Origin of the sequence: Variovorax sp. J2L1-78 (genome assembly GCF_030317205.1) — a bacterium.
Classification (GTDB): domain Bacteria; phylum Pseudomonadota; class Gammaproteobacteria; order Burkholderiales; family Burkholderiaceae_C; genus Variovorax; species Variovorax arabinosiphilus.
Genome location: NZ_JASZYB010000001.1, coordinates 1,046,167 through 1,069,555 on the forward strand (window position 1 = coordinate 1,046,167; position 23,389 = coordinate 1,069,555).

General features: G+C 67.5%; 20 protein-coding genes and 3 tRNA genes. 11 read left to right on the forward strand and 12 right to left on the reverse strand.

Annotated elements, in window-relative coordinates; translation table 11 throughout:
- Nucleotides 1-15: 15 nt before the first annotated feature.
- Entirely contained in the window at nt 16-2,271 is a 2,256-nt protein-coding gene (gene rnr / locus QTH86_RS05065; protein ID WP_286646762.1) for a ribonuclease R, read from the reverse strand.
- Between the two features lie 81 nt (nt 2,272-2,352).
- On the opposite strand from rnr, the gene QTH86_RS05070 reads away from it, so the two are divergent.
- Nucleotides 2,353-2,437: transfer RNA gene (locus QTH86_RS05070), tRNA-Leu, on the forward strand.
- Nucleotides 2,438-2,685: 248 nt separating this feature from the next.
- A tRNA-Leu gene (locus tag QTH86_RS05075) sits at nt 2,686-2,770 on the forward strand.
- Nucleotides 2,771-2,857: 87 nt separating this feature from the next.
- Here QTH86_RS05075 and rimO read toward each other — a convergent pair.
- The 6 genes from rimO to QTH86_RS05105 form a co-directional block, all read right to left on the reverse strand.
- Nucleotides 2,858-4,264 carry a 30S ribosomal protein S12 methylthiotransferase RimO gene (gene rimO, locus QTH86_RS05080; RefSeq protein WP_286645750.1) on the reverse strand — a complete coding sequence of 469 codons (1,407 nt, stop codon included), beginning with the start codon at nt 4,262-4,264 and terminating at the stop codon, nt 2,858-2,860.
- Nucleotides 4,265-4,344: 80 nt separating this feature from the next.
- The gene (gene phaR / locus QTH86_RS05085) at nt 4,345-4,893 is read right to left on the reverse strand and encodes a polyhydroxyalkanoate synthesis repressor PhaR (RefSeq protein ID WP_286645749.1); all 549 of its coding nucleotides are present in this window, start codon (nt 4,891-4,893) and stop codon (nt 4,345-4,347) included.
- Nucleotides 4,894-4,978: 85 nt separating this feature from the next.
- Nucleotides 4,979-5,341: a hypothetical protein gene (locus tag QTH86_RS05090; RefSeq protein WP_286645748.1), complete on the reverse strand. Its 363-nt coding sequence runs from the start codon at nt 5,339-5,341 to the stop codon at nt 4,979-4,981.
- A gap of 147 nt (nt 5,342-5,488) precedes the next feature.
- Nucleotides 5,489-5,565, reverse strand: a tRNA-Val gene (locus tag QTH86_RS05095).
- Between the two features lie 50 nt (nt 5,566-5,615).
- On the reverse strand, nt 5,616-7,757 hold the full coding sequence (locus QTH86_RS05100) for a RelA/SpoT family protein (protein WP_286646761.1): 2,142 nt from the start codon (nt 7,755-7,757) through the stop codon (nt 5,616-5,618).
- Nucleotides 7,758-7,853: 96 nt separating this feature from the next.
- Nucleotides 7,854-8,801 carry an alpha/beta fold hydrolase gene (locus QTH86_RS05105; protein ID WP_286645747.1) on the reverse strand — a complete coding sequence of 316 codons (948 nt, stop codon included), beginning with the start codon at nt 8,799-8,801 and terminating at the stop codon, nt 7,854-7,856.
- 76 nt (nt 8,802-8,877) lie between these two features.
- On the opposite strand from QTH86_RS05105, the gene QTH86_RS05110 reads away from it, so the two are divergent.
- Entirely contained in the window at nt 8,878-9,648 is a 771-nt protein-coding gene (locus tag QTH86_RS05110) for a 3-hydroxybutyrate dehydrogenase (RefSeq protein WP_286645746.1), read from the forward strand.
- Nucleotides 9,649-9,667: 19 nt separating this feature from the next.
- On the opposite strand, the gene QTH86_RS05115 is transcribed toward QTH86_RS05110, so the two are convergent.
- Nucleotides 9,668-10,354, reverse strand: a complete 687-nt coding sequence (locus tag QTH86_RS05115; RefSeq protein WP_286645745.1) for an SIMPL domain-containing protein — start codon at nt 10,352-10,354, stop codon at nt 9,668-9,670.
- Nucleotides 10,355-10,418: 64 nt separating this feature from the next.
- Nucleotides 10,419-10,787, reverse strand: a complete 369-nt coding sequence (locus QTH86_RS05120) for a hypothetical protein (protein WP_286645744.1) — start codon at nt 10,785-10,787, stop codon at nt 10,419-10,421.
- Nucleotides 10,788-10,959: 172 nt separating this feature from the next.
- Between QTH86_RS05120 and ompR the strand changes: the two genes are divergently transcribed.
- Nucleotides 10,960-11,691 (forward strand): osmolarity response regulator transcription factor OmpR, encoded by a 732-nt coding sequence (ompR, locus tag QTH86_RS05125; RefSeq protein ID WP_262075457.1) that lies wholly within the window; start codon nt 10,960-10,962, stop codon nt 11,689-11,691.
- A gap of 82 nt (nt 11,692-11,773) precedes the next feature.
- Entirely contained in the window at nt 11,774-13,180 is a 1,407-nt protein-coding gene (locus QTH86_RS05130; protein ID WP_286645743.1) for a sensor histidine kinase family protein, read from the forward strand.
- Nucleotides 13,181-13,290: 110 nt separating this feature from the next.
- On the opposite strand, the gene ispF is transcribed toward QTH86_RS05130, so the two are convergent.
- Complete coding sequence (gene ispF, locus QTH86_RS05135; RefSeq protein WP_286645742.1) at nt 13,291-13,776, reverse strand: 2-C-methyl-D-erythritol 2,4-cyclodiphosphate synthase; 486 nt, start codon at nt 13,774-13,776, stop codon at nt 13,291-13,293.
- Nucleotides 13,773-14,489, reverse strand: coding sequence for a 2-C-methyl-D-erythritol 4-phosphate cytidylyltransferase (gene ispD, locus QTH86_RS05140; RefSeq protein WP_286645741.1), 717 nt, complete (start codon nt 14,487-14,489; stop codon nt 13,773-13,775). The genes ispF and ispD overlap by 4 nt, the downstream gene beginning before the upstream one ends.
- Nucleotides 14,490-14,605: 116 nt before the next feature.
- Between ispD and mfd the strand changes: the two genes are divergently transcribed.
- The 6 genes from mfd (at nt 14,606) to QTH86_RS05170 (ending at nt 22,986) form a co-directional block, all read left to right on the forward strand.
- Nucleotides 14,606-18,088, forward strand: coding sequence for a transcription-repair coupling factor (gene mfd, locus QTH86_RS05145; RefSeq protein WP_286645740.1), 3,483 nt, complete (start codon nt 14,606-14,608; stop codon nt 18,086-18,088).
- A complete protein-coding gene (gene serB, locus QTH86_RS05150) occupies nt 18,085-18,795 on the forward strand; it encodes a phosphoserine phosphatase SerB (protein ID WP_286645739.1) in 711 nt (236 codons plus the stop codon). Before mfd ends, serB begins: the two co-directional genes overlap by 4 nt.
- 152 nt (nt 18,796-18,947) lie before the next feature.
- Entirely contained in the window at nt 18,948-19,919 is a 972-nt protein-coding gene (locus QTH86_RS05155; RefSeq protein WP_286645738.1) for a tripartite tricarboxylate transporter substrate binding protein, read from the forward strand.
- A gap of 13 nt (nt 19,920-19,932) precedes the next feature.
- Nucleotides 19,933-20,400, forward strand: coding sequence for a tripartite tricarboxylate transporter TctB family protein (locus QTH86_RS05160; protein ID WP_286645737.1), 468 nt, complete (start codon nt 19,933-19,935; stop codon nt 20,398-20,400).
- 10 nt (nt 20,401-20,410) lie between these two features.
- Entirely contained in the window at nt 20,411-21,916 is a 1,506-nt protein-coding gene (locus QTH86_RS05165) for a tripartite tricarboxylate transporter permease (protein WP_286645736.1), read from the forward strand.
- Nucleotides 21,913-22,986, forward strand: a complete 1,074-nt coding sequence (locus QTH86_RS05170; RefSeq protein WP_286645735.1) for an Ldh family oxidoreductase — start codon at nt 21,913-21,915, stop codon at nt 22,984-22,986. The genes QTH86_RS05165 and QTH86_RS05170 overlap by 4 nt, the downstream gene beginning before the upstream one ends.
- Before the next feature lie 10 nt (nt 22,987-22,996).
- Here the strand turns inward: QTH86_RS05170 and QTH86_RS05175 are convergent, their stop codons facing one another.
- Nucleotides 22,997-23,347: a DUF6172 family protein gene (locus QTH86_RS05175; protein ID WP_286645734.1), complete on the reverse strand. Its 351-nt coding sequence runs from the start codon at nt 23,345-23,347 to the stop codon at nt 22,997-22,999.
- Nucleotides 23,348-23,389 lie beyond the last annotated feature (42 nt).

The window sequence follows — 23,389 nt, forward strand, 5'->3', positions numbered from 1 at the left end:
TTCTGTCTCCTTCGTTCATCCACGGCGGGGCTTGCGCCCCTTCATCTTGTTGGCGGCCTTCTTGACGGCCGATTTGAAGGCCTGCATGGCCGACTGCGCACCTTCGGCCCGCTCGACCGGCAGGGACACGGCCTCGGCGCTCTTGCCGCCGCCGCGGGCGCTGCGCTTGGCCGAGGCCTTGACCGGCACACCGGCGCCGACACCCTTGTCCTTCATGGCCCGCGCGGTCAGCTCCTCGCCTTCGCGCACCAGGCGGAAGTCGATCTTGCGGCCATCCAGGTCGACGCGGCTGACCTGCACCCGCACCCGCGTGCCGATGGCGTAGCGGATGCCCGTGCGCTCGCCGCGCAGCTCCTGGCGCATTTCGTCGAACTTGAAGTACTCGCCGCCAAGCTCGGTGATGTGCACCAGACCTTCGACGTACATCGCGTCGAGTGTCACGAAGATGCCGAAGGTCGTGGCCGAACTCACCACCCCGCCGTATTCCTCGCCCAGGTGCTCGCGCATGTACTTGCACTTGAGCCATGCCTCGACGTCGCGGCTGGCCTCGTCGGCGCGGCGCTCGTTGGCGCTGCAATGCAGGCCGGCTGCTTCCCAGGCCTGTACCTCCTTGGTCGGGGCGACGACCGCCTTCTGCGGCTTGTTCGTCGGCACCTTCACGCGCGAGGCCAGCCGCTTGGCCAGCTTGGCATGCGCCTCGCCCGGCGTCGGCAGCATCGGCAGCGTGTATTTCTGCTTGCTGAGGATCGCCTTGATCACACGGTGCACCAGCAAATCCGGGTAGCGCCGGATCGGGCTGGTGAAGTGCGTGTAGGCCTCATAGGCCAAGCCGAAGTGGCCGCTGTTGATCGGCGTGTAGATCGCCTGGCTCATCGAACGCAGCAGCATCGTGTGGATCTGCTGGGCGTCGGGGCGCTCCTTGGTCGCTTCGGCAATCGCCTGGAACTCGCCCGGCTTCGGGTCGTCGGTGATCGACAGGCCCACGCCCATCGCCTTGAGGTAGCCGCGCAGGACTTCCTTCTTCTCGGTGGTCGGGCCTTCGTGCACCCGGAACAGGCCCGGGTGCTTGCTGCCGTCGATGAAGTCCGCGCTGCACACGTTGGCAGCGAGCATCGCTTCTTCGATGATCTTGTGGGCCTCGTTGCGGGTGCGCGGCACGATCTTCTCGATGCGGCCCGCGTCGTCGCAGATGATCTGCGTCTCGGTGGTTTCGAAGTCGACCGCGCCACGCTTGGCGCGCTGCTTGAGCAGGGCCTTGTAGACATCGGACAGGTTCAGCAGGTCCTTCACGCGCTCCTTGCGCTTGGCCGCCTCGGGGCCGCGCGTGTTGCCGAGGATCGCCGCCACCTCGGTGTAGGTGAAGCGGGCGTGGCTGAACATCACCGCCGGATAGAACTGGTAGGCGTAGACCTCGCCGTCGGCTGCGACCAGCATGTCGCACACCATGCACAGCCGCTCGACCTCGGGGTTCAGCGAGCAAAGGCCGTTCGACAGCTTCTCGGGCAGCATCGGAATGACCCGGCGCGGGAAGTACACGCTGGTCGCGCGATCGTAGGCATCGATGTCGATCGGCGAGCCGGTCTGCACATAGGCACTGACGTCGGCGATGGCGACCAGCAGCCGCCAGCCTTTGCCACGACCAACCTTGGCCGGTTCGCAGTAGACCGCATCGTCGAAGTCGCGTGCGTCTTCGCCGTCGATGGTGACGAGCGGCACGTCGGTCAGGTCGACACGGCCCTTCTTGTCGGCCGGCCGCACCTTGTCGGGCAGCGCCTTCGCCTCGGCGAGCCCCGCTTCGGAGAACTCGTGCGGCACGCCGTACTTGCGCACCGCGATCTCGATCTCCATGCCGGGGTCGTCGATCTCGCCCAGCACTTCCTTCACGCGGCCCACGGGCTGCCCGAAGAGTGCCGGTGGTTCGGTCAGTTGCACCACCACCACCTGCCCGACCTTGGCCGTGCCGGTGGCGCCCTTGGGGATCAGGACATCCTGACCGTAGCGCTTGTCCTCGGGGGCGACGAGCCAGACGCCGCCTTCGTGCAGCAACCGGCCGATGATCGGCTGCTCGGAGCGCTCGATGATCTCGACCACGCGTCCTTCGGGGCGGCCGCGCCGGTCCTGTCGGACCACGCGTGCTTTGACGCGGTCCTTGTGCAGCACCGCGCGCATCTCGTTGGGGGGCAAATAAATGTCTGCTTCGCCGTCGTCGCGTTGCACGAAGCCGTGCCCGTCGCGATGCCCTTGAACAGTGCCTTCGAGTTCATCCAGCAGGCTGCTGGAAGTGCCGTTATTTTTGATATGATCTCCTTCTTTCCTGAAATTCAAAACATGACTGCTTCTTGCAGTCGTGAAGCCCAGATGGCGGAATTGGTAGACGCACTAGTTTCAGGTACTAGCGAGTAACATCGTGGAGGTTCGAGTCCTCTTCTGGGCACCAAGTTTAAACAGACCCTTACCAGGTCATTCGATTCAAGCCACCGGTCTCCGGTGGCTTTTTTCATGCCCGCTCGCTGCGTCAAGCGCATGGCTCGCGCGGGTTGCGGCCACGACTCGCCGACCACAGGTGCGTGACTGCCGCCATTTCCGCAGAAAAAATGGTGCGCCGCGATCGGTCCGATCAAAAACGCAGCATATAATTCGAGGCTTCGCTGAAAAGCGAACCATAGCTGCTTCGGCAGGTATGAAGCCCAGATGGCGGAATTGGTAGACGCACTAGTTTCAGGTACTAGCGAGTAACATCGTGGAGGTTCGAGTCCTCTTCTGGGCACCAAGTCAACGCTGACCACCGCCAGGTCAGCCGAATCAAGCCACCGGTCTCCGGTGGCTTTTTTCTTGGGCCTCTCCACCGACGTCGACATCAGATGGGCAACGCCACCAGGTCGTGCCCCTCGACGCCGACGATACGGGCGCGCGTGAACTCCCCGACCTTCAACGTCTTGCTGATCTTCTCCGGGGGCAGCAGCCGCACCGTGCCGTCGATCTCGGGTGCGTCGGCGTAAGTCCGGCCCACGCCTCCCTTGCGGCCCATGCCCGGCGCCGAGTCGACCAGCACCTGCATCGTCGCGCCGATGCGCCGACGCAGCTTGGCCGTCGATACCGCCTCGGCCACCTCCATGAAGCGGGCCCGACGCGCCTCGCGCACTTCCAGCGGCAGCATGCCCGGGATCGCGTTCGCCGCAGCGCCCTCCACCGGGCTGTAGGCGAAGCATCCGGCGCGGTCGATTTCCGCCTCGCGGATGAAGTCCAGCAGATGCTCGAATTCCGCCTCGGTCTCGCCAGGGAAGCCGGCGATGAAGGTGCTGCGGATGACCAGTTCCGGGCTCATCTCGCGCCAGCGCGCGATGCGCTCCAGGTTCTTCTCGCCACTCGCCGGTCGCTTCATGCGGCGCAGCACATCCGGATGGCTGTGCTGCAGCGGGACATCGAGGTAGGGCAGCACCTGGCCGCTCGCCATCAACGGGATCACCTCGTCGACGCTCGGGTACGGATACACGTAGTGAAGGCGGACCCACGCACCGTAAGGCTCGGCAATCTCGCCCAGCGTGCGCACCAGCTCCAGCATGCGCGTTTTCACGGGCTTGCCGTTCCAGAAGCCGGTGCGGTACTTGACGTCGACGCCATAGGCCGAGGTGTCCTGGCTGATCACCAGCAGCTCACGCACGCCACCCTCGAACAAGGCTTTCGCTTCGCTCAGCACATCGCCAACCGGCCGCGACACCAAGTCACCGCGCATCGACGGAATGATGCAGAAGGTGCAACGGTGGTTGCAGCCCTCACTGATCTTCAGATAGGCATAGTGCCGCGGCGTCAGCTTGATCCCGGCCACACCGAAAGCGTTCGGCACGAGATCGATGAACGGGTCGTGCGGCTTGGGCAGGTTCGCATGGACCGCGTCCATCACCTCCTGCGTGGCATGCGGCCCGGTCACGGCGAGCACGCTGGGGTGCATCTGGCGAACCATGTTCCCGCCGTCATCACCGGTCTTGGCGCCCAGGCAGCCCGTGACGATCACCCGGCCGTTGCCGGCCAGCGCTTCGCCGATGGTGTCGAGGCTTTCCCTGACCGCATCATCGATGAAGCCGCAGGTGTTGACGATGACGAGGTCGGCGCCTTCGAAAGTCTTGGATGTCTGGTAGCCCTCGGCGCTCAGCTGCGTGAGGATCAATTCGGAATCCGTCAGTGCCTTGGGGCAGCCCAGGCTCACGAAGCCGACTTTGGGGGCGGCCGGTGTGACGGTTCGTTCGGGGGAGGCAACTTCGCTCATTGCCCTATTGTCCCAGTTAAACCAATGTCCATCGGCTGCGAGGCCTCCCACGGGGCCAAGCAGCGTTGCATTTCGGCTTTTCAGGGGCGCTTGATGCCAAAAGCGCCCAAGACCTGCTCGGTGTTCTTCTGCATCTGCTCCTGCATCTGCACGAACATGCTCTTGGACTGCTCGACGTAGTTGCCCATCAGCCCGTGCAGCATCGGCGATTGGACGGTCATGAAGCGCGCCCACATCTCGGGCGTCAGCTCCTCGGCCTTCTCGGCCAACTGGGCCTGCACCTCGGTCATCGCCTGGATGTTCTTTTCCAGGTACGGCCCCATGTAGCCCTGCATGGCCTGGCCATAGAAGCGAATGATGCTGGCGAGCACCGGCTCGGTGAACATCGGGGCGCCGCCCGCCTCTTCTTCCAGAATGATCTGCAGCAGGATGCTGCGGGTCAGGTCGTCGCCGGTCTTGGCGTCGCGCACCACGAAGGGCGCACTCTGCATCACGAGTTTCTTGACCTCGGCGAGCGTGATGTAGGTGGAAGTGTCCGTGTCGTAGAGCCGTCGGTTCGGGTACTTCTTGATCACGCGCTGCACCGGCTTGGTACCGGACTTCTTGCTCTGCACTGAGGACTCCTTCACGTGTTCACGCCGATGGCGCGCGAACGATTCTAGGGAGCGCTTTTGCTGCACCGCGCCAAGGTTAACCCTGACCGGCGTGCCTGCCTCAAAGTGCGGTGACGTACTCCGCGCCGCACACCTTGCAGAGCGCGGACTCGGGGCGTTCCTCGCTTTGTTCGCGGTAGTGCAGCGGGCTCTTGATGCCGTTGAAGACCCAGCACCGCGGGCAGTGCTCGTGCCCGGCGCTGGGCAGGTAGGCTCGCGCCCGCTGCTCCGCGCGTTCGCGCGTCACCGGCGTGCCCTGGCGCACGGTGCGTGCGACATCCTCGGCCGCCATCGTCGCGGCGCGGCCATTGGCCTGATCGTTGAGTCCGTAGACGACCCGTGCGAACTCGAGCGGCGCATGCCGCAACAAAGCAGCCACACGCAGTTCTTCTTGCGCGGGATCGGTCACGGGGGCGGAACTCATCGGAACACGTGGAGGTCGGGAATGGCGTTCAAGGTACCACATTCGGTACGGTTCATGCCATTCATTCGAAGGGGATAGACCTCAAGCAAAACCCGAGGTCTCGGTTCGATGTGAGCCCGGTGGTTGGCCGGGTCATGGATCGAAAATTGGTAGGCGCGATTGGACTCGAACCAACGACCCCCACCATGTCAAGGTGGTGCTCTAACCAGCTGAGCTACGCGCCTAAGGATGTGTCCGAGAAGCCTACGAGTATAGCACCCAAAAACGCGCTTTTTCAACGGCGACGTGAAGATCTCACACCAGGCACCGCAGACACCACCTTCAACACCTGCGAGAGCCGCGCGGTGTTGGGGATCTCGACGGTGAATGTCATCCACGCCGTGCCCTTGATCGACTGCGTCTGCACGCCGATGACGTTCATCTTCTCGCGCGCGAACACGTCCGAGATATCGCGCAGCAGGCCCTGCCGGTCAGCCGCTTCCACAGCCACGTCGACCGCGTAGAGCGAGCCTTCCTCCACTTTCGGCCGGCCCCACTCGACGTCGATCACGCGCTCGGGGTTGTGCCCGGCCATCGTGCGGAAGTTGCTGCAATCGCTGCGGTGCACGCTCACGCCGTGGCCGCGCGTGACGAAGCCGCCGATGGCGTCCGGTGGCGCCGGTCGGCAGCACTTGGCCAACTGCGTCATCAACGACGACACGCCCACAACCAGCACGCCGCCCTTGCCGGCCTTGTCGCTGGCGCGCGACTTCTTCAACAGCACGCCGTCGTCGGGTCCTGGCGCAGGCTCGGGTGGGCGTAGCAAGGTCTCGATGTTGCGCAGCGAGAACTCGTCCTTGCCAACGACTTCGAACAGATGGTCGGCCGATTTGAAACCGAGCTGCGATGCGAGATCCTCCAGCCGCGTCGAGGTCTTGCCTTCGCGCTGCAGCAGCTTCTCGACGGCCTCGCGCCCCTTGGCGATGGTCTCGTGCGTGATCTGCGCGTTGAACCACGCGCGCACCTTGGCACGCGCGCGATGGCTGGCGAGGTAGCCCAGTTCGGCGTTGAGCCAGTCGCGCGACGGCCCGCCCTCCTTCGCCGCGATGATCTCGACCGTCTGGCCGTTCTGCAGCGGCGTGTTCAGCGGCACCATGGTGCCGTCGATGCGCGCGCCCCGGCAGCGATGGCCCAGGCTGGTGTGCACGGTGTAGGCGAAGTCGACCGCGGTCGCGCCCTGCGGCAACTCGACGATCGCAGCGTCCGGCGTCAGCACATAGATGCGGTCGTCGAACAGGCCCTGGCCCTGCTGGCCATCCGACAGGTCGCGTTCCCAGGCGAGCAGCTGGCGCAGCACCGCGATCTTCGCGTCGTACTCGCCGCTGGACCACACGCCGGCATAGCCCTTCGGCCCGGCCTCCTTGTAGGCCCAGTGCGCGGCCACGCCATGCTCGGCGTGGTCGTGCATCTCCTCCGTACGGATCTGGATCTCGATGGGCTTGCCGGCCTTGCCATCCACCACCTTGCGCACCACCGTGTGCAGCGACTGGTAGCCGTTGGGCTTAGGCCGCGCGATGTAGTCGTCGAACTCCTCGTCGATCGGCTCGAAGTGCGAATGCACCCAGGCCAGCGCGGCGTAGCAGTCCTTCACGTCCGGCACGACGACGCGCAGCGCCAGGATGTCGAAGACCTGCGCGAAGTCGAGCGACTTGCCCCGCATCTTCTTCACGATGCTGTAGATGTTCTTCGGCCGGCCCTGCACGGTGGCCGCGATGCCCTGCCCTTTCAGCTCTTCTTCGAGCTGCGTGCGCAACTGCTCGATGTAGCCTTCGCGCTCCACGCGCTTCTCGTCGAGCAGCTGGGCGATGAGCTTGTACGTCTCGGGCTCGAGGAAGCGAAAGGACAGGTCCTCGATCTCCCACTTGACCTGCCAGATGCCCAGCCGGTTGGCTAGGGGCGCGAAGACCTGCAGCGATTCGCGCGCGACGCTCTCGGGCACCGGCTTCTTGATGGCGGCCGCATGGCGCAAGGTCTGCAGCCGTGAGGCCAGCCGGAGCATCACCACGCGCAGGTCGCGCGAGAACGCGAGCAGCATCTTGCGCACGTTCTCGGTCTGCGCGCCGCTGCCGTCGGCGCCATGGGCGCCCAACGCGGCGCCACGCGCCTGCGCCTGCACCTGCACGAGCTTGGTGGTCTCCACCGCCAACGCCGCGAAGTTGTCGCCGAAGACCTTGGCGATGACTTCCTGCGGACGGTTCAGGTGCTGGCAGGAATAGACCAGGTAGCTGGCCGCCTGCATGGCTTCGGAGCCGCCCATGTGGGCCACGATGGCGGCCACGGCATCGGCATGCGCCAGGGTGTTCTCGCCGGTGTCGAGCGTTTCGTCCGCGATCAGCGGCTCGGCGAAGGCCCGCGCGCGCGCCAGCATGTTCTCCATGATCGGGCTGCGCTCCGCCGTCGCGGCCGACAGGGGGTAGTCGACCACGGCATCGGCCGCGATGCGTGCCGGGAGATTGGAGGAATCGCGTTTCACTCAGTCGAACAGAAAAGAGGTGACGGCCGCGACCTGGTCGGGCTTCACGAAGGTGGGCGCATGGCCGACGCCGGCGAACTCGACCAGCCGGGCCTTCGGGCCGCGCTGCGTCATGGCCAGTGCGGTGTCGTGCGACAGCAGATCGGATTGCGCGCCGCGCGTCAGCAGCGTCTCGGCCTGGATCGCATCGTAGAGCGACCACAGCGCCGCTTCGCCCTGCGCTGCGGCCTCCGGCGTGATGGCTTGGAAGGGTACGGCGATCGCAGGGTCGTAATGAAGGACGAACGGCGCGTCGGTGGCATCGCCCGCTCGCTTGGCCGCGCCGTCGGCCGTCCGCCGGCTCGCCGGAACGACCATGGCGCGCGACAGCGCCAGCCATTCGTCCGGCGTGTGCGGACCGAAGCTCTGCGAGATCGTCCACATGGCGTCGGCGGCCTCCTGCAGCGTGGCGAAGCGCCCGACATTGCCGAGGTACAGGCCGATGCGCTGCAAGGCGGCCGCATCGATCGTCGGACCGACGTCGTTGATCACCAGGCGACGGATCGGTGCCGGCAAGGCGAGCGTCGCGTTGCCCGCGAGCACCAGCCCGATGAGCCCGCCCATGCTGGTACCGACATAGTCGAACTGCGCGATGGCGCGATCGGCCTGCAGCTGCGCGAGCAGGGCCAGCATGTCGGCGGCGTAGAGCGGCACCTGGTAACCCTGCGGGTCGACCAGCCAGTCGCTCTCGCCACGGCCGACGACATCGGGGCAGACGACGCGCACGTCCCCGCCCGCACGCGCGACGATCGCCTGCGCGAGCACATCGAAATCGCGGCCCTGCCGCGTGAGCCCGTGCACGCACAGCACGAGGTTCGCGCTGTGCGCATTGCCCCACTGCCAGCAGCCCATTCGATGCCCTCCTTGCGCATCCGCGCAATCGACGAAGAAGAGAGTGGGCTCGGTCATGAACGGGACAGAAACAGGGACTGATGGCTGCGGATAATGGTCTCGCTGCATCCTAATTCATCCGGAGATTGACATCATGCTCAAAGGCAAGACCGCCCTCGTGACGGGGTCCACCAGTGGCATCGGCCTGGCCATCGCCAGGGCGCTGGCCCAGCAAGGCGCCAACGTCGTGCTCAACGGCTTCGGCGACGCCGAGGCGCCGCAACAGGAGATCGCTGCACTTGGCGTGGAGGTGGCGTACCACGGTGCCGACATGAGCCAGCCAACGCAGATCGAGGACATGATGAAGTTCGCGGCGTCGCGTTTCGGGCGCGTCGATGTCCTGGTGAACAACGCCGGCATTCAGCATGTGGCCAAGGTCGAGGATTTTCCAGTCGAGCGCTGGGACGCCATCATCGCCATCAACCTCACCAGCGCCTTCCACACGACGCGGCTCGCGATCCCGGCGATGCGCGCGGCGAACTGGGGCCGCATCGTGAACATCGCGTCGGCGCACGGCCTGGTCGCGTCGGCGCAGAAGTCGGCCTACGTGGCGGCCAAGCACGGCATCGTCGGCTTCACGAAGTCGGCAGCGCTCGAACTCGCGACCACCGGGGTCACCTGCAACGCCATCTGCCCGGGATGGGTCCTGACACCGCTGGTGCAAAAGCAGATCGATGACCGTGCCGCTCGCGAAGGCATTTCGCTGGCCCAGGCACAGACCGACCTGCTGGGCGAGAAGCAACCGTCGCTGCAGTTCACGACGGTCGACCAATTGGGCGGGCTGGCTGTTTTTCTGTGCTCGCCCGCCGCGGATCAGGTCCGCGGCGTGGCGTGGCAGGTCGACGGCGGCTGGACCGCGCAATGAGCGCAACCGACGCCGCAGCCTACTTGAGCTGCACCGCGCCCGACACGTTCACGACGACGCTCGTCTTGCCCGCCTCGACCGGCACCGGCGCGTCGGCGGAGAAGGACTTGGCCTGCGCCGCCATCATCCGCGGGCGGATCGGGCCGCCCTCGTTCGCGTTCACCGACACCTCCCGCAGGGTGTAGCCGGCGAAGCCGAAGCCCTTGGCCAGCTCGCCGGCCTTCTGCTTGAAGTTCTCGATGGCGATCGACTGCGCCTCGGTCTCGACCTGTGCGCGCTGCTCGCGGCTCAGCCCGAAGCCGACGCCGCCGACCGTCAACGTCGTGATGCGGTTGGCGGTCTGCGTGATGCGCGGGAAGTCGCGCCCTTCCAGCACGAGCTCGGTCGAGCCCTGCCAGCCATTGATCTTGCCTTCGCGGGTGTAGCGCGGCGACAGCGTGAAGTTGCCGGTGCGCACGTCGAGCTGCCCCGGCTGTGCACTCTTGCGTGCCTCGGCCAATGCGGCGTCCAGCGCGGCCTTGAGCTGGCTCTGGACGGTGGCGGCCTCGGGGGCGTCGCGGGTGGTGCTGAGCGTCATGCTCAACAGATCCTGCTGGACCTCGACCGTGCCGCTGGCCGACAGCTGCAGCACGTTCTGCGGTGGCGGCGTGTCGGCCAGGGCCACACCGGCACAGACCAGGGCCGCGCACGCGGCGATCGACTTCATCATTGTTCTCAAGACATTCCCTTCGATGGTGAAAAGCCGGCCCAGAACAGGCCGGCGGGTGGCGTCACTGCCGCTGACTGCGCGGCAACGTCAACGCGCGCATCGGTGTCGGCGGCTGGGGTTCCGCGGGCGGCGAAGCCTCCGCCGCCGGGGATGGCGTGTTGACATGCGGTGCATCGTAGCGCGGCGACCACTGCTGCCGGACCTGGCTGCGCAGTTCGGCCAACTCGGCCGGGGTGAGCCGACGCCCGGCGGACGCCTCCTCGCGCTGCACCTCTTCGCGCTGCGCGGCACGGTGCGCCTGCACCGCCTGGCGCACTTCGTGGCGCGTCGCGCCGCCAACCTGCACCAAGCCCGTCGCAGCCCACGACACCGAACAGGCGGAAAACACCAGCGCAACGGGCAGCGAACGGACGGGAATGGGCGATTTCATGGAGGACCAGGAGCGGTGACAGCCTCACTGTGCCATCAACGTTTGAAGCCGGAATCAACGCTCCGCCAACGCAGGCAAGTTGTGTAACTTAGTGTCAGACAAACACGCAAAGCCAAAGAATGGCGACGCAACGCCTTCAGAATCGCGCCTGTTACAAATATCCGTTGCAGAAATGAATCAGACTCCCGCACGTACTGACAAGGTCGTCATCGTCGACGACGACGCGCGCATCCGCGACCTGCTCCGCCGCTACCTGACCCAGGAAGGTTTCGAGGTCATCGTGGCCGAGGACGGCAAGGCGCTCAACCGCATCCTGCTGCGCGACACGGTCGACCTGATCGTGCTCGACCTCATGATGCCCGGCGAAGACGGCCTGTCGGTCTGCCGGCGCCTGCGCGCTGCCAATGACCGCACCCCGATCATCATGCTCACCGCCAAGGGCGAGGACGTCGACCGCATCGTCGGCCTCGAAGTCGGCGCCGACGACTACCTGGGCAAGCCCTTCAACCCGCGCGAACTGCTGGCTCGCGTCCACGCGGTGCTGCGTCGCCGTCCGCCGCTCGAGGCACCCGGGGCGCCGTCGACCGACAACGAGACGGTGAGCTTCGGCCCCTTCACCTTCGACCTGGGCTCGCGCACCCTCAAGAAGGACGGCGAGGAGCTCTCGCTGACCACTGGTGAGTTCGCCATGCTCAAGGCCCTGGTGCGCCACCCGCGCCAGCCGCTGTCGCGCGAAAAGCTCGCGCAGCTGGCCCGCGGCCGCGAATTCGAGCCCTTCGACCGCAGCCTGGACGTGCAGATCTCGCGCCTGCGCAAGCTGGTGGAGTCCGATGCGGCCGCGCCGCGCTACATCCAGACGGTCTGGGGCGTGGGCTACGTGTTCGTGCCGGACGGCACGGCCTGAAGCGCTCCGCATGCATGCGGAGGCCGCCGGCCCCCGGACGACCCAGCCGGCCCCCTTTTCCGACGATGGCCCGCAGGTCACGATGCCGAGCCCCCTCGAGGGCACGCCTCAGACCAAGCGGCGCGTCGGGCTGAAGCTCGGCTTCAGCCTTTTCTGGCGCACCTTCTTCCTGCTGGCGCTGCTGCTCTTCGGCTGCACGGTCGCCTGGCTGCAGACCTTCCGCGCGCTGGAGTACGAGCCGCGCGCCATCCAGACGGCGCACCAGATCGCCTCGCTGGTGAACCTGACGCGCGCCGCGCTCGTCTACTCCGACGCGATCACCCGCGTCTCGCTGATCAAGACCCTGGCCGACCAGGAGGGCGTGCGCATCCTGCCGCGCGAGCCGAACGACCGCTTCGCGCCCTACACCAGCGGCGCGCTCGACCAGCGCGTGACCGAGGAGCTCATCGACCAGCTGGGCGAGGGCACGACCGTGGCCAGCCGGGTCAACGACGAGCCCGGTCTGTGGATCGGCTTCACGATCGAGAGCGACACCTACTGGCTGCTGCTCGACCCGACCCGTTTCAGCCGCGTGGGGGGGCGTACCTGGCTGGTGTGGCTGATCACGGCGATGGTGCTGTCGCTGGCCGGCGCCGCGCTCATCACGCGCTTCATCAACCGGCCGCTCAAGCAGCTCTCGCGCGCCACCCGGCAGGTGCGCGAAGGCGAATACGAGGCGCACCGGCTCGACGAACGGGCCCGCACCAACGAGATCCGCGCGGTCAACATCGGCTTCAACCGCATGGCCGACCAGCTGGCGAAGATCGAGCAGGACCGCGCCATCATGCTGGCCGGCATCTCGCACGACCTGCGCACGCCGCTCGCGCGCCTGCGCCTCGAGACCGAGATGAGCGTGGCCGACGAAGACGCCCGCAACCACATGGCGGCCGATATCGCGCAACTCGACGCGATCATCGACAAGTTCCTCGACTACGCACGTCCCGACCATGTGGACTTCAAGCCCGTGCTCCTGCGCGACGTGGTCGATGCCTGCACCTATGCCGTGCAGGAGTACGACGACATGAAGATCAAGGTCGACGTGCCCTACGACCTGCGCGTGATGGCTGACGAGGTCGAGCTGCAGCGCGTGATCTCGAACCTGGTCGAGAACGCCCGTCGCTACGGCAAGACCCCCGCGACCGGCGTGGCCGATGTGACGATCCAGGCCCAGGCGCACGACGAGGCGGTGCTCATCAAGGTGCGCGACCACGGCGCGGGCGTCGCGGCGGCCACGCTGTCGCAGCTGACCAAGCCGTTCTTCCGGGGTGATGCGGCACGCACCTCCGCGGCAGGCGCCGGGCTCGGCCTGTCGATCGTGGCGAAAAACATCGAACGCATGGGCGGCACCTTCGCGCTCACCAGCACACCGGGGCGCGGCTTCGCGGCGCACATCCGGATGCCGCGCGCGATGCCGCCCAAGCCCGCTGCGGCACCCGGCAAAAAGGGCTGAACGACCGGCGCGGCCAAGGCCAGGGATGCCGAGGAACCGGCTTCGCCGGGCCTCTGGTATCGCGCCCTTGAGGGGGAGGCGCCGCAGACGCATCGGGGGTGGGCTTCATTTCAGCGGTGCAGCAGCACCGCGGCGCGCGCTTCCATCGCACGGCCCTCGCCCACCGGGCCCAGCTTCTCGGCGGTCTTGGCCTTCACGTTGACCCGGTCGAGCGCGACGTCCAGCGTCTGGGCGATGCGCGCGACCATGGCCGGGATGTGCGGCGCCAGCTTCGGCGCCTGCGCGATCACGGTGCTGTCCACATTGCCGATCTGCCAGCCGGCCGCGCGCACGCGCCGCGCCGCCTCGGCCAGCAGCACGGCGGAGTCGGCCCCGCGGAACTGCGCATCGGTGTCCGGGAAATGCCGCCCGATGTCGCCCAGCCCCGCCGCGCCCAGCAGCGCATCCGTGATCGCATGCAGCAGCACGTCGGCATCGGAATGGCCCAGCAGGCCGGTGCTGTGCGGCACCTCGATGCCGCCAAGGACGAGCTTGCGCCCGGCGACCAGCTGGTGGATGTCCCAGCCCTCGCCCACGCGGATATCGAAAGAGGTCATGCAGTGCCCTGGTTGCGACGCGCGAGCAGCACGGCCTCGGCCAGTGCGAAGTCCTCGGCGTAGGTGACTTTGAAGTTCTGGGCGCTGCCCTCGACCAGCAGCGGCGCCAGGCCGCGCGATTCGATGGCGCTGGCCTCGTCGGTGACGGCATCACCCATTTTCTCCAGCGCGTCGAGCAGGATGCCGATGCGGAACATCTGCGGCGTCTGCGCCAGCCACTTGTCGGCGCGTGCCAGGGTGACGGCCACGCGGCCGTCCGGCGATGCCGACTTCAGCGTGTCGGCCAGCCGGTGCGCCAGCAGGCCACCGACGGCGTCGTGCTCGCACGCGGCCAGCAGCGACTCGATCTGCGTCGGCGTGATCAGACAGCGCGCAGCGTCGTGCACCAGCACCCAGTCGTGCGGCGAGGCGCCAGCGTCGCGCAGCGCGACCAGCCCGTTGCGTACCGAGGCGGCCCGGCTGGCGCCGCCGACCCGCAACAGCGCCTCGCCTGCGCCAGGAAAGCGCGGCAGCGCGGCCTCGACGGCCCGGTCGTCCGGCGCCACCACCAGGGCCACGGTGGCGAAGCGACCCGGCAGCGCCCGGAACGCCTCCAGCGTGTGCGCGACCATCGGCTGGCCAGCGATGCGCCGGTACTGCTTGGGCGCGTCGCCCCCGGCGCGGCTGCCCGAGCCGGCGCTGGGGATGAGGACGAAGAAGCGGGAGGCGTGCATCGAAAGGTCGCGCGGCGCGCGGCAGGCAGGAAAGGGGCTGCCATTCTAGAATTGCGGCGTCTCTCAACACCCCTCGTCACCCGACGCGGGGTGTTCTGCATTTCTCGAAGCACTTCATGGATCTCCCCGCTCTCACTGCCGGCAAGCGATTCACGCTGCCGCGCCCTCCCCTGTCGGCCGACGCGCTGCTGCTCGCCCAGCTGGCCGAACGCGAGAAGAAGGCCGGCCGCGCTACCGCCATCTTCACGGCCGACGCCAATGACGCGCAGCGGCTCATCGACGAGATCGCCTTCTTCGCACCCGAGTTGCGCTGCGCCCTGTTCCCCGACTGGGAGACGCTGCCCTACGACAGCTTCTCACCGCACCAGGACCTGATCAGCGAACGGCTCGCGACGCTCTGGCGCATCAGCCAGAAGGAAGCCGACGTGGTGCTGGTGCCGGCCACCACCGCGCTCTATCGCGTGGCGCCGCCGGCCTTCCTGGCGGGCTACACCTTCCACTTCAAGACCAAGCAGAAGCTGGAGGAGTCGAAACTCAAGGCGCAGCTCACGCTGGCCGGCTACAGCCATGTGACGCAGGTGGTGAGTCCGGGCGAATACGCGGTGCGCGGCGGGCTGATCGACCTGTTCCCGATGGGCTCGCTGGTGCCCTTCCGCGTCGACCTGTTCGACGACGAGATCGACACCATCCGCACCTTCGACCCCGACACGCAGCGCAGCCTGTACCCCGTGCCCGAGGTACGCCTGCTGCCCGGGCGCGAGTTCCCGATGGACGACGACGCCCGCGCGCGCTTTCGCAGCCGCTGGCGCGAGCTGCTCGAAGGCGACCCGACCAAGAGCCGCATCTACAAGGACATGGGCAACGGCGTGGCCACCGCCGGCATCGAGTACTACCTGCCGCTGTTCTTCGAAGAGACGGCGACGGTGTTCGACTACCTGGGCGCCGACGCGACCGTGGTGCTGCACGGCGACCTCGAACCCGCCTTCCAGCATTTCTGGCAGGACGCCGCCGAGCGCTACCGCCTGGTGCGCGGCGATCCAGAGCGGCCGGCGTTGCCACCCGAATCGCTGTTCCTCAACGGCGAGCAGTTCTACACCCGCGCCAAGCCCTACGCGCAGCTCGCGATCCGCGGCGCGGCCACCGAGGCGCCGTATGCCGAGTTCGACACGCTGCCGCCCTTCGCCGTCGTGCGGGGCGCCGAAGACCCGCTCACCAGGCTCAAGGACTACATCCGCGCGACGCCCAGCCGCCTGCTGCTGATCGCCGAGAGCGACGGCCGGCGCGAGAGCCTGCTCGACTTCCTGCGTGCCAGCGGCATCAGCCCGCCCGCCTTCGAATCGCTGGCGGAGTTCGAGGCCGACGACGCCGAGAAGATCGGCATCGCGACCGCGGCGCTGGCCTCGGGCTTCGCCTGGCGCGAACGCAACATCGACTTCGTCACCGAGACCGAGCTGTTCGCGGCCGCGCCGACCACGCGCCGCCGCAACAAGCGCCAGGAACAGGTCAGCGACGTCGAGGCGCTGATCAAGGACCTGTCCGAGCTCAACGTCGGCGACCCGGTGGTGCACACGGCGCACGGCATCGGCCGCTACCGCGGGCTGATCAACATGGACCTCGGCCAGGGCAAGGACGCCGACGGCAACCCGCTGCTGCAGGAGATGCTGCACCTGGAATACGCCGACAAGGCGACGCTCTACGTGCCGGTGAGCCAGCTGCACATGATCAGCCGCTACACCGGCGTGAGCGCCGACGAGGCGCCGCTGCACAAGCTGGGCTCCGGCCAGTGGGACAAGGCCAAGCGCAAGGCCGCCGAACAGATCCGCGATTCCGCCGCCGAGCTGCTCAACATCTACGCCCGCCGCGCCGCGCGCGAGGGCCACGCCTTCCGCTATTCGGCGGCCGACTACGAGGTGTTCGCCAACGACTTCGGCTTCCAGGAAACGGCCGACCAGAAGGCCGCCATCCACGCGGTAATCCAGGACATGATCTCGCCGCAGCCGATGGACCGCCTGGTCTGCGGCGACGTCGGCTTCGGCAAGACCGAGGTCGCGCTGCGCGCCGCCTTCATCGCCATCACCGGCGGCAAGCAGGTCGCCTTCCTGGCGCCGACCACGCTGCTGGCCGAGCAGCACTACCAGACGCTGGTCGACCGCTTCAGCAAGTGGCCGGTGAAGGTGGCGGAGATGAGCCGCTTCCGCTCCGCGAAGGAGATCACCGCCGCGGCCAAGGGCCTGGCCGACGGCAGCGTCGACATCGTCGTCGGCACGCACAAGCTGCTCTCCGAATCGGTGAAGTTCAAGAACCTCGGCCTGCTCATCATCGACGAGGAACACCGCTTCGGCGTGCGCCACAAGGAGGCGATGAAGGCGATGCGCGCCGAGGTCGACGTGCTCACGCTGACAGCCACGCCGATTCCGCGCACGCTGGGCATGGCGCTCGAAGGCCTGCGCGACCTGAGCGTGATCGCCACCGCGCCGCAGCGGCGCCTCGCCATCAAGACCTTCGTGCGCACCGAGGGCAACGGCGTGATCCGCGAAGCCGTGCTGCGCGAATTGAAGCGCGGCGGGCAGGTCTACTTCCTGCACAACGAGGTCGAGACCATCGAGAACCGGCGCCAGAAGCTGGAAGAGATCCTGCCCGAGGCGCGCATCGCCGTAGCCCACGGCCAGATGCCGGAACGCGAGCTGGAGCGCGTGATGCGCGACTTCGTGGCGCAGCGCTACAACATCCTCCTGTGCTCGACCATCATCGAGACCGGCATCGACGTGCCGACCGCCAACACCATCGTGATGAGCCGCGCCGACAAGTTCGGCCTGGCGCAGCTGCACCAGCTGCGCGGCCGCGTCGGGCGCTCGCACCACCAGGCCTATGCCTACCTCATGGTGCCGGACATCGAGGGCCTGACCAAGCATGCCTCGCAGCGGCTGGAGGCGATCCAGCAGATGGAGGAACTGGGCTCCGGCTTCTACCTCGCGATGCATGACCTGGAGATCCGCGGCACCGGCGAGGTGCTCGGCGAGAACCAGAGCGGCAACATGATGGAGATCGGCTTCCAGCTCTACAACGAGATGCTGGGCGAGGCCGTGCGCGCGCTCAAGGCCGGCCACGAGCCCGACCTGCTGGCGCCGCTGTCGGTCACGACCGAGATCAACCTGCACGCGCCCGCCCTGCTGCCCGACGACTACTGTGGCGACGTGCACCTGCGCCTGTCGTTCTACAAGAAGCTCGCGACGGCCAAGACGCCGGACCAGATCGACACGCTGCTCGAAGAGATCGTCGACCGCTTCGGCAAGCTGCCGCCCCAGGCGCAGACGCTGATCGACGTGCACCGCCTGCGCGTGCTGGCCCGGCCCTACGGCGTGGTGAAGGTCGATGCGGCGCCGGGCGTGATCAACATCACCTTCAAGAAGGATCCGCCGGTCGATTCGATGGCGATCATCCAGCTGATCCAGAAGAACAAGCACATCAAGCTGGCCGGCAACGAGAAGCTGCGCATCGAGCGCGAACTGAAAGAGCCGAAGGACCGCGCCCAGATGGTGCGCGACGTGCTGCGCAGCCTCGGCCAACCCAAGACCCACCAGGAACCCGCCCCCGTATGAGCTCCACCGAATTCGCGCCCGGCCTCGTGGTGCAGCGCTTCACGCCGCCGCTCGCGCTCGCCGACTTCAAGCTGATCGCCTTCGACATGGATTCGACGCTGATCAACATCGAGTGCATCGACGAGATCGCCGACGCCGTCGGCAAGAAGGCCGAGGTCGCGGCCATCACCGAAGCGACGATGCGCGGCGAGATCAAGGACTTCAAGGAAAGCCTGCGCCGCCGCGTGGCGCTGCTTCAGGGCGTGCCGGTGTCGGCGCTGCAGCAGGTCTACGACGAGCGGCTGCAGCTCAACCCGGGCGCGAGCGAACTGGTCGCGACGTGCAAGGCGGCCGGCCTCAAGGTGCTGCTGGTGTCCGGTGGCTTCACCTTCTTCGCGAACCGTGTGAAGGACCGGCTGGGCATCGACTTCGCGCGCTCGAACCTGCTCGACGAGGCCGATGGCCAACTCACCGGCCGCGTGGTGCAGCAGAGCTGGGGCGACATCTGCGACGGCGCCGAGAAGCGCCGCACGCTGCTGGAGGTGGCCTCGCTGCTGGGCGTGTCGCCGCAGGAATGCATCGCCGTCGGCGACGGCGCCAACGATCTGCCGATGATGGGCGAGGTCGGCCTGTCCGTCGCATTTCACGCCAAGCCCACGGTGCGCGAACAGGCCATGGTGGCGATCAACGACGGCGGCCTCGACCGCCTGCTCGAGGTGCTTCGCTGAGCGCCGCGACGAAACCGGTTTCCTCCTAAGGGAAAACGGCGCGCACCGCACCTAGGGTTGTTCAGGTGCCGGTCAGCTCTCCCGGATGTTGGAATGCCTTGCCGCATCGAAGAATGCGGCAGGACATTTCGATCCACCGAGCAGGAGACACCATGAAGCGCCGTCAATCCCTGAGCGTCCTGGCTGCGGCCGCGGTCGCAGCCACCCTCCCCGGCCTGGCCTTCGCGGCCTACCCCGAGCGCCCCATCACGCTGATCGTGCCCTGGGGCGCGGGCGGGGGCACCGACGCGGTGGCGCGCATCATCGCGGCCGAACTCGAGCAGGAACTCAAGCAGCCGATCAACGTGGTGAACCGAACCGGCGGCAGCGGCGTGGTCGGCCACCAGGCCATCGCTTCGGCCCCGCCCGACGGCTACACCATCGGCATCCTGACGGTGGAGATCGGCATGATGCGGCACGCGGGCCTAACCAAGCTCTTCGGCGAGGACTACACGCCGCTGGCCTTGATGAACTTCGATGCCAACGCCGTGATGGTGCGGGCCGATTCGCCCATCAAGTCGGCGCAGGACCTGCTCGCGGCCGCCAAGGCGAACCCCGGCAAGCTCAAGGCCAGCGGTACCGGCCAGGGCGGCATCTGGCACCTGGGCTTGGCGCAATGGCTGGTCGACAACAAGCTGCCGGGCAACGCGATCGCGTGGGTCCCGAGCCAGGGCGCCGCGCCCGGGCTGCAGGACCTGCTGGCGGGCGGGGTCGACGTGGTGTCGTGCTCGCTGCCCGAGGCGCGCGCGCTGATCGAGGCCGGCAAGGTCAACGCGCTGGTGCTGATGGGCTCCAAGCCTGACGGCATCTTCCCGAAGGTCCCGCTCTACAAGGCGGCGGACGGCTCGCTGTGGAACATCGGCGCCTGGCGCGGCATCGCCGCGCCCAAGGGCCTGCCCAAGGACATGACCGACAAGCTGGCGGCGGCCCTCAAGAAGATCTACGACGGCAAGGGCTACCAGGACTTTCTCGCGCAGCGCGGCTTCGGTGCACTCTACGCCGACCGCGGCGACTTCGGCAAGTTCATGGCCGAGAAGGACGCCGCGTCCGCCGCGGCCATGAAGGCCGTCGGCATCGCCAAGTGAGCGCGTCGCCCCGATGCGCATCCACGACAGCCTGATCGGCGGCGTTCTGCTGCTGCTGTCCCTGGCCGTGCTCTGGCACATCCAGGGTTTTCCACCCGCGGCCGGCCAGCAGTACGGGCCGGCGTTGTTCCCGGGGCTGATCGCCATCGGCCTCGGCGCGGCATCGGCCGTGCTGGCCTGGCAGGGGCTGCGCACGAAGCAGCCCTGGCTCGTTCTGAGCGAGGGCCTGCGCTCGCCGCGACACCTGGCGGCCTTCGCCATCACCGTCGGCAGCATGGTGTTCTACATCCTGCTGTCCGAGACGCTGGGCTTCATCGTGTGCAGCCTGGTGGTGCTGGTGGCACTGCAGTGGGCCTGCGGGGTGCGGCCGCTGCTCGCCGTGGCCGTGGCCATCGCCGCCACGCTGGTGATCCACACCTGTTTCTACAAGCTCCTGAAGGTGCCGCTGCCCTGGGGCCTGCTGCAACGCTTCGCCTGGTGAAAGATTCCTGATGGACGCCGTCCTCCTCGCCCTGCAGATGGTCGCCACGCCGACCGTGCTCGTCGTCATGCTGCTCTCGGGCATCTTCGGCATGTTCGTGGGCGCCGTGCCCGGCCTCACGGCCACCATGGCGACCGCGCTGCTGGTGCCGATCACCTTCTTCCTGCCGCCCGTGCCCGCCGTCGCGGCGATCGTCACGGCCACGGCCATGGCGATCTTCGCGGGCGACATCCCGGGCGCGCTGCTGCGCATTCCGGGCACCCCGGCCTCGGCCGCCTACACCGACGAGTCGTACGCGATGACGCGCAAGGGCCAGGGCGAGACCGCGCTGGGCATCGGCCTGGTGTTCTCGTGCATCGGTGGGCTGTTCGGCACGGTGGTCCTGATCGTCGCCGCGCCGGCCCTGGCCGAGGTCGCGATCAAGTTCAGCTCCTTCGAGTACTTCTGGCTCGTGCTGCTGGGCCTGAGTTGCGCGGTGTTCATCACCAGCGACACGCCGCTCAAGGGGCTGATCACGCTGTGCCTGGGCCTGCTGCTCGGCAGCGTCGGGCTGGAGAACCCGGCGGGCCATCCGCGCTTCACCTTCAACAGCCCCGACCTGCTGAGCGGCCTGAGCCTCATCCCCGCGATGATCGGCATGTTCGCCATCTCCGAACTGATCCGCTTCACGCTCGACACGTCGAAGGTGGCCGAGTTCAAGGCGCAGATCGGCTCGGTGTTCAAGGGCATGGGCGGGCTGATGCGCAAGTACCCGAAGCAGACGTTGCGCGGCAGCGTGCTGGGCACGGCGGTCGGCATCCTGCCCGGCGCGGGCGCCGACATCGCGGCCTGGATGTCCTTCGCGATGAGCAAGAAGCTGTCGAAGGAGCCCGAGAAATTCGGCACCGGCCACCCCGAAGGCCTGGTGGAGGCCGGCGCCGCCAACAACAGCGCGCTGGCCGGTGCCTGGGTGCCGGCGCTGGTGTTCGGCATTCCGGGCGACTCGATCACCGCCATCGTGATCGGCGTGCTCTACATGAAGAACATGAACCCCGGCCCGATGATCTTCATGAACAACCCGCAGAACGTCTACGCGGTGTTCATCGTGTTCATCCTGGCCAACCTGCTGATGCTGCCGCTGGGCTGGGCCTGCATCAAGGCGTCGGCGCGCATCCTGCGCATGCCGCGCAACGTGCTGATGCCGATCATCCTGGTGTTCTGCCTGGTGGGCGCCTTCGCCATCAACAACGCTTTGTTCGACCTGTGGATCCTGCTGGGCTTCGGCGTGGCCGCCTGGGTGCTCGAAGAGAACGGGTTCCCGGTCGCGCCGGCCATCCTCGGCATGCTGCTGGGCAAGATGCTCGAGGAGAATTTCATCACCTCGATGATCAAGTCCGACGGCAGCTGGCTCGCCTTCGTCGAGCGGCCGATCGCCGCCGGCCTGGCCATCTTCACCCTGCTGCTGTGGGGCGGCTCGGGCTGGCTGGCCTGGCGCCGCCGCAAGCTGCGCCCGATCACCGATCCCGTCCCCGCATGACCGCTTCCGACGACTCCGCTTCCCTCTACGACGCCGACGCGCTGCGTCGCTTCGCCGCCGATCTGCTGCAGCGCGCCGGCCTCGCCGCGCCGATGGCCGCCTGCGTGGCCGACACGCTGGTCGACGGCGACCTGCTCGGCCACGACACCCACGGCCTGGCCCTGCTCGCGGGCTATGTGAAGGAGCTCGAGTCGGGCGGGATGGCGCGCGAGGGGGCACCCGAGGTGCTGTCCGACCGGCCCGCCGCCGTGCTGTGGGACGGCCGTCGCCTGCCGGGGCCCTGGCTGGTGCACCAGGGCCTCGATCTGATGATTCCGCGTGCGCGCGAACTCGGCACCGCCTCGCTGGTCATCCGGCGCAGCCACCACATCGCCTGCCTGGCCGCGTACATGCTGCGCGCGCTCGACGAAGACCTGCTGATGCTGCTGGCCTGCTCCGACCCCAACACCGCGAGCGTCGCGCCCTTCGGCGGCACGCAGGCGGTCTTCACGCCCAACCCGCTGGCGATGGGTTTTCCTCTGACCGGCGGCGGCGTGATGGTCGACATCTCGGCCTCGATCACCACCAACGGCATGAGCAACCGCAAGCGCGCGGCCGGCGAGCGCTTCGCGCAGGACTGGTTGATCGATGCGCAAGGCCGGCCGACGAACGACCCGCAAACCCTGTTCGACCAGCCACCCGGCACGCTGCTGCCCGTCGGCGGACTGAGCCACGGCCACAAGGGCTACGGGATGGCGCTGCTGGTCGAGACCTTGACCGCCGGGCTGGCCGGACACGGCCGGGCCGATCCGCCAGAGGGCTGGGGCGCGACGGTGCACATCACGCTGCACGACCTGCAGGCCTTCGGCGGCAAGGACGCCTTCATGCGCCAGATGGACCACGTGGCTGAACGCTGCCGCGACAACCAGCCCGTCGATGCCGGCAAGCCCGTGCGGTTGCCCGGTGAAGGCGGGTTGAAGCGCCGCACGGCGCAGGAGAAGGACGGCGTACGGCTGCACCCGTCGATCGCCGCCTCGCTCGCGACGGCAGAGGCGCGCTACGGCCTGCAGTTGACGCAGGCGCTTCGCTGATCGAGGCGGGTCAGTCCTCGGCGTCCGCTTCGCCGTCGGCCGGGCCGTCGGAGGACGGGTCGACCACCTTGCGCTCCCCGCGCGGCCCGCGTTTGGCGGCCCTGGCGAGGATCTCGATGTAGAACTGGGTGCCCTCCGCCTTCACCACCGCGTCGATCGACGCGGTGATCTCCGCGACATGAATGGCCTGGGCCGAATCCGCGTCTGCGCCGAAGCGGCAGTCGAAGGCCCAGTAGTCCATGTCCTTGGGCAGGTCGCGGCGCTTCTCGCGCTGGATGTACTTGCGGATCTCGTGCTTGACCGCTTCGAGGTGGCGGTCCGGGTGCTTGCCCTCGGGCCGCAGCTGAAATGTTTTTCTCATGGGTGATCCTAACTGCGTGTGTACAGTCGACGCTTCGACGGA